Origin of the sequence: Coprococcus sp. LG101-27 (assembly GCF_027695515.1) — a bacterium.
In the GTDB taxonomy this organism is placed as follows: Bacteria; Bacillota; Clostridia; order Lachnospirales; family Lachnospiraceae; genus Allocoprococcus; species Allocoprococcus comes.
Genome location: NZ_JAQEUJ010000055.1, coordinates 1 through 1655, shown reverse-complemented (window position 1 = coordinate 1655; position 1655 = coordinate 1). Strand labels below are relative to the sequence as shown.

Genomic DNA, 1655 nt, shown 5'->3' with positions numbered 1-1655 from the left:
CAATGTCATTAAGTTAAGGAAAAATAATTAGATTCTTATATTAGAAATAATATAGGAGTCTTTTTATTTTGTAAAAATAGTTGACAAACAAGATAGAATGTGCGGCCGCTTTCGCTACCGATATATATTAAGGTTGCGAAAGCGGCCCTTGTAATTAAGGAATATCTTGATTGCAAGGAGGATACATTATGAGTCACTATATTGAAAAGGTTACGGTTTCACTAGAAAATCTAATTTCAGAATTGGCAAGAAATCCATCTTTGTTCTTGAAAAATCCAGATACTGATTTTTCAAGAAACCGCAAAATTAATTTTAAGACATGTGTTGGCATTACCATGAATTCCGGCGGTTGCACGCTGAATAAAGAACTCTTGGATTTTTTCGATTTTGATGTGAATGCTCCTACTGTTTCAGCGTATACACAGCAGCGGGCTAAAATTCTACCAGAAGCATTTGAATACTTATTTCATGCGTTTACAGAAGAAAATGTTCAAACAAAAAACTTATATGAGGGATATCAACTTTTGGCTTGCGATGGCAGCAATCTAACTATTGCACCGAATCTAAACGACCCGGAAACTCTTTGGAAATCAAATCAACTTGGTGCAACCGGTAATCACTTACATCTAAATGCCCTGTATGATGTTTTAAACAGAACTTATATTGATGCATTGGTTCAAACTGCCTCTACGTATCAAGAACACAGAGCATGCATTCAAATGATAGAAAGGGTGACATTGGACAAAGTTATATTAATTGCTGATAGAGGATATGAAAACTATAACATTATGTCTCACGCAATAGAAAAAGGCTGGAAATTTTTGATTAGAATAAAAGATGTTCACAGCAATGGCATTGCATCAGGCTTAGAACTTCCACAAACGGCAGTTTTTGATATGGATATCAATCTGATTCTGACACGAAATCAAACTAAGTCAAAGAAACAAGCAGGATATAAATTCATGCCAACAGTACAAACCTTTGATTATCTTCCAATAGGAAGCAAAGAGGATTATCCTATCTCCTTTAGAATTGCAAGGTTTAAAATAGCAGATGATTCCTACGAAACAGTAATTACAAACTTGGACCGTTTTTGCTTTTCGGCAGAAAAACTTAAGGAATTATATCACTTAAGATGGGGCATAGAAACATCATTTCGTGAATTGAAATATGCTATAGGGCTAACTAGTTTTCATGCCAAAAAAGTGGATTACATAAAGCAAGAAATATTTGCAAGATTGACCTTATATAATTACTGCGAATTAATTACAACATATGTAGTTGAACACACAGAAAATATAAGTAAGAAAAATCAGGTGAACTTTACTATTGCCATTTACATTTGCAGAGAATATCTGCGACGCAAACGGAAATTTCGTCCACCTGATGTGGTTAAACTGATAGAAAAACATATATTACCAATAAGACCTGGGCGTCGAGACCCTCGGAAAGTCAAACCTCAGGCGTCAGTAAGTTTTCTATACAGGGTAGCATAACCATTCATCATTATATAGGATTATAGACAGATGTACAATCCATCTGTCTGTTTGCCGTGCAAAAAAACAGATAACAAAATGAAAAAAGCAAAATACAAGTGAGATTTTACCTACTTGCATTCTGCTTTTTTTAATTTTTAAATTAACTTAATGACATTG

Annotated in this window: 1 protein-coding gene; it reads left to right on the top strand. The window is 34.1% G+C overall.

What is annotated here, in order from left to right; genetic code table 11:
• Window positions 1-188: 188 nt before the first annotated feature.
• Window positions 189-1496 carry an IS4 family transposase gene (locus PG766_RS16770; protein WP_270591394.1) on the top strand — a complete coding sequence of 436 codons (1308 nt, stop codon included), beginning with the start codon at window positions 189-191 and terminating at the stop codon, window positions 1494-1496.
• Window positions 1497-1655 lie beyond the last annotated feature (159 nt).